The sequence below is a fragment of the Caballeronia sp. genome, from assembly GCF_049581465.1.
GTDB lineage: Bacteria > Pseudomonadota > Gammaproteobacteria > Burkholderiales > Burkholderiaceae > Caballeronia.
Map to the genome: position 1 here is coordinate 1 of NZ_JBAUSA010000701.1, position 6,441 is coordinate 6,441.

The following is a 6,441-nucleotide window of genomic DNA, read 5'->3' on the forward strand; positions in this document are numbered from 1 at the left end:
CGAGATTCCGTGGAACGAGATCGCGTTTCCGACCGTCGGCCAGACGCTGCGCTTTTTCTTCGCCGACCGCGCCGCCGGAAATTATGCGCTGCACACCGGCGACATTTTCCGTTCGCTGCGCGACGGCTGAGCGCCTGACGCGTTATGGTTCCGTGGCTCGCTTCCGACGACCCGTTCCCACCCGTCGAGCGCGCGCTCGGCGAGACGAGCGGCGCGCCCGGCTTGCTCGCAGCGAGTGCCGAGCTGTCGGCGGCCCGGCTCGTCGAGGCGTACACCAACGGCATTTTTCCGTGGTATTCGGACGGCCAGCCAGTGCTCTGGTGGAGCCCCGATCCACGCATGGTGCTGATTCCCGACGAATTCAAAGTCTCCAATTCCCTACGCAAGACGCTCAAGCGCGTGCTGTGCGACGCGTCGTGGGAAATTCGCGTGGATCATGATTTTGCCGGCGTGATGCGTGCGTGCGCCGAGACGCCGCGCCCAGGCCAACGCGGCACGTGGATAACGGCGGAGATCGTGCACGCGTATTCGGCCCTGCACCGCGATGGCCTCGCGCATAGTATCGAGACGTGGTTTGAAGGCAAGCGCGTAGGCGGCCTTTATGGCGTGTCGTTCGGGCGGATGTTTTTCGGTGAATCCATGTTCGCGCATCGCACCGACGCTTCGAAAATCGCGCTGGCCGGACTCGTCGGACACTTGCGCCACCATAAAATAGAGTTGATAGACTGCCAGCAGAATACGGCGCATCTGGCGTCGCTAGGCGGACGGGAGATCGATCGCAAGGCATTTGTGAGACATCTGCGCGGAGTTGTAAGCGAAGCGCCGATTCCTTGGACGTTCAATAAATCCGCGTTACTGGATACGCTCCGGGAGCAATCTATCAGCTCTATTCGGCATGAAATAAGTGAATAGTATTTTCAATCAATGCCTTACGATTTCCTCGGACTTGTGCAGAACCGAGAGTGAAATAAAGGGCTGAATTTCATAGGGATTGGTGCCGTTAAACAGCGTCAATAACAATCAAAAGAGCGGATGACATGTTTCGTAAATTGAGTCTCAGCATTACCCTTTGTTGCATTGCTACCGCGGCGAGCGCGCAAGCCTTGCCGGCATCATGCTCAGTGCTGATCAACGCAACCTCCGTCTGCATGGCAGGAGCGGCTGACCAAGTTGCAGCGCGAAAGCCGTCCGAATCGAAAACGCTACTGCGACCGGATTACGCTTCGATCACGGGGTCGATGCTACGCGAAAGACACGATGCAGCGTCGTATTGCACGTCAAATGAGGCCACCGATGGCATCATCGACAGGATGCAGGGGCTGGCGGCGAAATACGGGATCGAAGACGGCAAAACGCTGGTAACGGATGACTGTCGCGCCGCCATGCGTCCGCAGATTCGGCAAGTCATGGCAGCCCATCCGAAGCTGGTGCAATAACAGCCAACGGCAAACTTGCTCACAGGGTAGCGGCGCGAACCCCATGCGCCCGGATCGCTTCACCCGCGCCGCTTGCTCGTCTTGCGTGTTTCCTCGCGACAAGAACCATGCTATCGACGGGGTATAGGCTATGAGCCGGACGTCTCGGGTTCGTTTTGACTGAGAGGCAATGCGCGTGCTGCGCGAATGCCAGCGCAGGATTGCCGCGTCCCTGTTCGGTATAGTGAGTGTTTTTGGAGAGACGCCATGCCACAGGCAGTGACGGCGGAAGAAGCAGCGCAGCAGGTTTTGTCCGTGTTCGTGAAGACGCATCGTATTGCGGTCGGGGACAGCCTCACGGGGTTGACTATCGCGATGGCGTTCGAAGACCAGGGTCTGAATCGTCTCGACATGGAACCCGGCATGCAACACGCGATCGACGAAGGCTGGCTGGAACTGACTCCACGCCACAGCCTTCTCTTGACGCAAAAAGGGTTCGACGCAGCCAAATAGGGTGCTTTACCTTCGCGCCTCGGTCCAGTCCGCAAAACGTTTTGGTCCCATTCGGCATCACGCGAAGGAACAGGCTGTCGCCGTCCGCAATATACTCATCATTAGCGATAGATTTCGTTCGCTCAATGATTTGGTTGCTGAGCTTTGTTCACCGCCACCTCTAAGTGATATTTTCGTGTTACCTTTTATGTCACCATTTAGGCCAGTTTTTTGCCAGAAGCGAGTTTCCAACCCATTGATATATAACGATTTTCGTTTCCCGCTGTTGATAGACCGCCAGCAGAATACGGCGTATCTGGCGTCGCCAGGCGGCCGGGAGATCGATCGCAAGGCATTTGTGAGACATCTGCGCGAAGTTGTAAGCGAAGCACAAATTCCTGGACGTTCAATAATCCGCGTTACTTGATACGCTCCGGGAGGCGAAGTGAGCCAGACGTTTCGCGTACGTATTCATGCATGCACCTGCGTCCGGGCCGTGGTTCGCACGACTCATGGGTAGCGGACATTGCCGGGACAAAACCGGACTTTCCATCGACGGGGCGAACTGCCGGCGCGGCCCGGTCCCGCGGGAAAGCCAGCCAGACGCTTTTCGAGAGCTGCCAACGTGACTCACCCCAATGAGCTGCCGCTTTCACCGCTTTCGGCGTTGCAATTCTATGCAACGGCGCCCTATCCGTGCAGCTATCTCGACGGCCGCGTGGCGCGCTCGCAGGTCGCGACGCCCAGTCACCTCATCAACTCCGACGTCTACACCGAACTTGTCAAGGCGGGCTTCCGGCGCTCCGGCGTATTCACCTACCGGCCCTATTGCGACGGTTGCCGCGCGTGCGTGCCGGTGCGGCTGCCGATCGCGGGATTCCTGCCGAATCGCACCCAGCGGCGGGTCTGGAAACAGCACGGCGGACTGGTCGCGAGCGTGGCGCCGCTGCATTACGACGAAGAGCACTACGCACTTTATATGCGCTATCAGTCGACGCGGCATGCGGGCGGCGGCATGGATCGCGATAGCCGCGACCAATATGAGCAGTTCCTTTTGCAAAGCCGGATCAACTCACGCCTGGTGGAGTTTCGCGAGCCTGTGGACACCGCCGTCCCTGCCCCCGGTTCGTTAGCCGATCCCGCCGTCGAACCCGCCGCCCTCGGCACGCTGCGCATGATCAGCATGATCGACATCCTCGGCGATGGTCTCTCGTCCGTGTACACGTTCTTCGAACCCGACCTGGCGCACACCAGTTACGGAACCTACAACATCCTGTGGCAAATCGAGCAGGCACGCAGCCTCGATCTGCCTTACGTCTATCTCGGCTACTGGATTCGCGAGAGCGAGAAGATGGCGTACAAGGCCAACTTCAGGCCGCTCGAAGGATTGATCGACGGACAGTGGGGCTTACTCGATCCCGAAACGATGCACTCGGCCGGCACTCCGCCGATGCCCGGAAAAATGGCGGCGGAAAGGCTGCGTCGCTGAGGTCTTTCACGGCCATTGCCTGACCCTTTTTGCGTTTTTAAACCTGGCCGCAGCACACTCGCCGTACGAAGCAAAACACGTCTTTCCAGACCCACCTGCAAAGCCGTTAAAATAGCGAGTCCCAATTTTTGCCTCGCGGCCTTATCCCGTGTTCAGCTCCCTCTACCCGCTTGCCCGCTCGCAACTTTTTCGCATGGATGCGGAAGATGCGCATCATCTGACGCTGCGCATGCTGGGAGCGGCCGGACGTACGGGCGTGGCCGGAATGTTCGCCGAGCGCGGGCCTGATTCGCCGCGCACCGTGATGGGCCTCACCTTTCGCAACCCGGTCGGTCTGGCGGCGGGTCTGGACAAGGACGGCGCGTGTATCGACGGGCTGGCGGCGCTGGGGTTCGGGTTCATCGAAGTGGGGACGGTCACGCCGCGCGCTCAACCGGGCAATCCGAAGCCGCGCATGTTTCGCCTGCCCGAAGCCCACGCGCTGATCAATCGGCTGGGCTTTAACAATGGCGGCGTCGATCAGTTCGTGGCCAACGTGCAGGCGGCGCGCTATCGCGGAATTCTTGGGCTGAATATCGGCAAGAACGCCGATACCCCGATGGAACGCGCCGCCGAAGACTATTTATATTGCCTTGAACGCGTGTACCCGTTCGCGAGCTACGTGACCATCAACATCTCGTCGCCGAATACAAAGAACCTGCGCCAGTTGCAAGGCGCCGGCGAACTCGACGCCCTTCTTGGCGCGCTGAAGGACAAGCAGCAACGCCTCTCCGACATGCATGGCAAGCTCGTGCCGTTAGCGCTCAAGATCGCGCCCGACCTCGACGACGAACAGATCAAGTCCATAGCCGATACCGTCCTGCGACATCGCATGGACGGCGTGATCGCGACGAACACCACGCTGTCGCGCACAGCGGTGAGCGGCATGAAACACGGCGACGAAGCCGGCGGTTTGTCGGGCAAACCGGTGTTCGAGGCGTCCAACGCGGTGATCCGGAAATTGCGCGCCGAGATGGGCAGCGAGGTGCCCATTATTGGCGTGGGTGGCATCATGTCGGGCGCTGATGCGCGCGAGAAACTGTCGGCGGGCGCCTCGCTCGTGCAGCTTTATACCGGCCTGATTTATCGTGGACCGGCGCTGGTCACCGAATGCATCGAATCACTGGCGAAGCCAGGCGCGGCTATATGAAATGCTGCCCGAATGGGAAGCCACAAGAACACGAGCAAACGGTCTGAAGACGCCATTTCGGCTTGACTATCATCCTGCACTTCGAATCAACGACATCAAGGAAAACAAGTTCATGAAACTGTCTCTGTTCAAGAAAGCGCTGGTGGCTGGCCTGATCGGCGCGTCGCTCTCGGTCGCGGCTCACGCGGAAGACCTGCTCGATACCGTCAAGGCACGCGGCACGTTGCGCATTGGCCTGGAAGGCACATTCCCACCGTTCAATTCCAAGTCGCCGCAAGGCGAACTGGTCGGCTTCGACGTGGACATTGCCAAGGCTGTCGCGGCGAAGCTCGGCGTGAAACCGGAGTTCATCACAACGGAGTGGAGCGGGATTATTGCGGGCCTTCAGGCCGGCAAGTTCGACGTGATCGTGAACCAGGTTGGCATTACCGATGCACGCAAGCAAACGCTCGATTTCTCGCCGGCCTATACGTACTCCAACGCGCAGCTGATCCAGCGCAAGGACGATCCGCGCGAGTTCAAGTCGCTTGAGGACCTCAAGGGCAAGAAGCTCGGCGTTGGTCTCGGCACGAACTACATGGATATGGCGAAGGCCGTTCCCGGCATTGACGTGAAGACTTATCCGGGTGCGCCTGAATACTTGCGCGACCTCGCGTCGAACCGTCTGGATGCAGCGCTCAATGACCGGTTGATGCTCGCGTACCTGATGAAGAATTCGCAATTGCCGCTGCGTACGGGCGCGAATGTCGGCGCGGGCAACCCGTCGGGAATTCCGTTCAAGAAGGGTAATCCGAAGTTTGAGAAAGCCATCGACGACGCGATGACCCAGCTTGAGGCCGACGGCACGTTCGCGAAGATATCGGACAAGTGGTTTGGTATCGACGTAACGAAGCCTGCTCAGTAAGCCAGCAAAACTCCGTATTGCGGAGCCCGGGGGCGGCGTCTTCCAATGATGCCGCCCTTGCTGTTTTCAACCTTCCGGCGTCCACCTGTCATCATGTCCACGACCTCCCTGCTTGTTCAATCCGTCCCTGCCCTTGCGCAAGGCGCCGTTCTGACGATCAAGTTCGCGGTCTATTCCATGTTCTTCGGGCTGATCGCGGGTGTGATCCTCGCGATGATGGGGATTAGCCATAACCGCTTCTTCGTCGGCGTCGCGCGCTGCTATGTGAGTGTGATGCGTGGCACCCCGTTGCTCGTGCAGATCTTTGTGATTTACTACGGATTGCCAAGCTTGGGCATTTCGCTTGATCCGACGCCGGCCGGGGTGATTGCGTTATCGGCGAATGTGGCGGCGTATTTGTCGGAGAGCATGCGCGGCGCGGTTACGGGCGTCCAGATGGGACAGTGGCTAGCGGCGTATAGCCTGGGGTTGTCGCGGATGCAGACGCTGCGTTATGTCATTGGACCGCAGGCGTTGCGCATCGCGGTGCCGAGCCTGTCGAACAGTCTCATTAGTTTGATCAAGGATACTTCGCTGGTTTCGGTCATTACCGTGACGGAATTGCTACGCAGTGCGCAGGAGGTGATTGCGACGACGTATCAGCCGTTGCCGTTGTACCTCGCGGCGGCGGTGGTGTATTGGGTGCTTTGTAGCGTGATGGAATTCGTGCAGCGGCGGTTTGAGAATCGGTTGGCATTACCAGGGCGGCACTGAGTGCCGGGGGGTTGGGGTTGGGGCGGTGCTTTTAGCGGCGAGTGTGGGGCTAGGTCTTTGGGGGGTGCTGTCCGCGGCGAGTGTGGGGCTAGGATAGAGTCCTTCTGCTAGCGTGGTCGTTCTGCATAAGTAGTATTTTCTTGCTTATTTCTGTTAGCCCCTATCCGGGGCGGGACTTCATTTCTTTGCAAACGCGCAA

Annotated in this window: 7 protein-coding genes and 2 pseudogenes; all 9 read left to right on the top strand. The window is 59.1% G+C overall.

The window, feature by feature from the left end:
* Nucleotides 1-130 (top strand): annotated as a pseudogene (locus WCA53_RS17195) (NUDIX hydrolase); the annotation flags it as partial.
* 14 nt (nucleotides 131-144) lie between these two features.
* Entirely contained in the window at nucleotides 145-912 is a 768-nt protein-coding gene (gene aat, locus WCA53_RS17200) for a leucyl/phenylalanyl-tRNA--protein transferase (RefSeq protein ID WP_423912955.1), read from the top strand.
* A 326-nt stretch (nucleotides 913-1,238) separates the two neighbouring features.
* Nucleotides 1,239-1,436 carry a hypothetical protein gene (locus WCA53_RS17205; RefSeq protein ID WP_423912960.1) on the top strand — a complete coding sequence of 66 codons (198 nt, stop codon included), beginning with the start codon at nucleotides 1,239-1,241 and terminating at the stop codon, nucleotides 1,434-1,436.
* 246 nt (nucleotides 1,437-1,682) lie between these two features.
* Complete coding sequence (locus WCA53_RS17210; protein ID WP_423912963.1) at nucleotides 1,683-1,928, top strand: hypothetical protein; 246 nt, start codon at nucleotides 1,683-1,685, stop codon at nucleotides 1,926-1,928.
* 265 nt (nucleotides 1,929-2,193) lie between these two features.
* Nucleotides 2,194-2,334 (top strand): annotated as a pseudogene (locus tag WCA53_RS17215) (leucyl/phenylalanyl-tRNA--protein transferase); the annotation flags it as partial.
* A gap of 198 nt (nucleotides 2,335-2,532) precedes the next feature.
* Nucleotides 2,533-3,396, top strand: coding sequence for an arginyltransferase (locus WCA53_RS17220; RefSeq protein WP_423912965.1), 864 nt, complete (start codon nucleotides 2,533-2,535; stop codon nucleotides 3,394-3,396).
* 148 nt (nucleotides 3,397-3,544) lie between these two features.
* Complete coding sequence (locus WCA53_RS17225) at nucleotides 3,545-4,585, top strand: quinone-dependent dihydroorotate dehydrogenase (RefSeq protein WP_423912968.1); 1,041 nt, start codon at nucleotides 3,545-3,547, stop codon at nucleotides 4,583-4,585.
* Nucleotides 4,586-4,697: 112 nt separating this feature from the next.
* Nucleotides 4,698-5,489: a cystine ABC transporter substrate-binding protein gene (locus WCA53_RS17230; RefSeq protein WP_423912971.1), complete on the top strand. Its 792-nt coding sequence runs from the start codon at nucleotides 4,698-4,700 to the stop codon at nucleotides 5,487-5,489.
* Between the two features lie 93 nt (nucleotides 5,490-5,582).
* The gene (locus WCA53_RS17235; RefSeq protein ID WP_423912974.1) at nucleotides 5,583-6,242 is read left to right on the top strand and encodes an amino acid ABC transporter permease; all 660 of its coding nucleotides are present in this window, start codon (nucleotides 5,583-5,585) and stop codon (nucleotides 6,240-6,242) included.
* Nucleotides 6,243-6,441 lie beyond the last annotated feature (199 nt).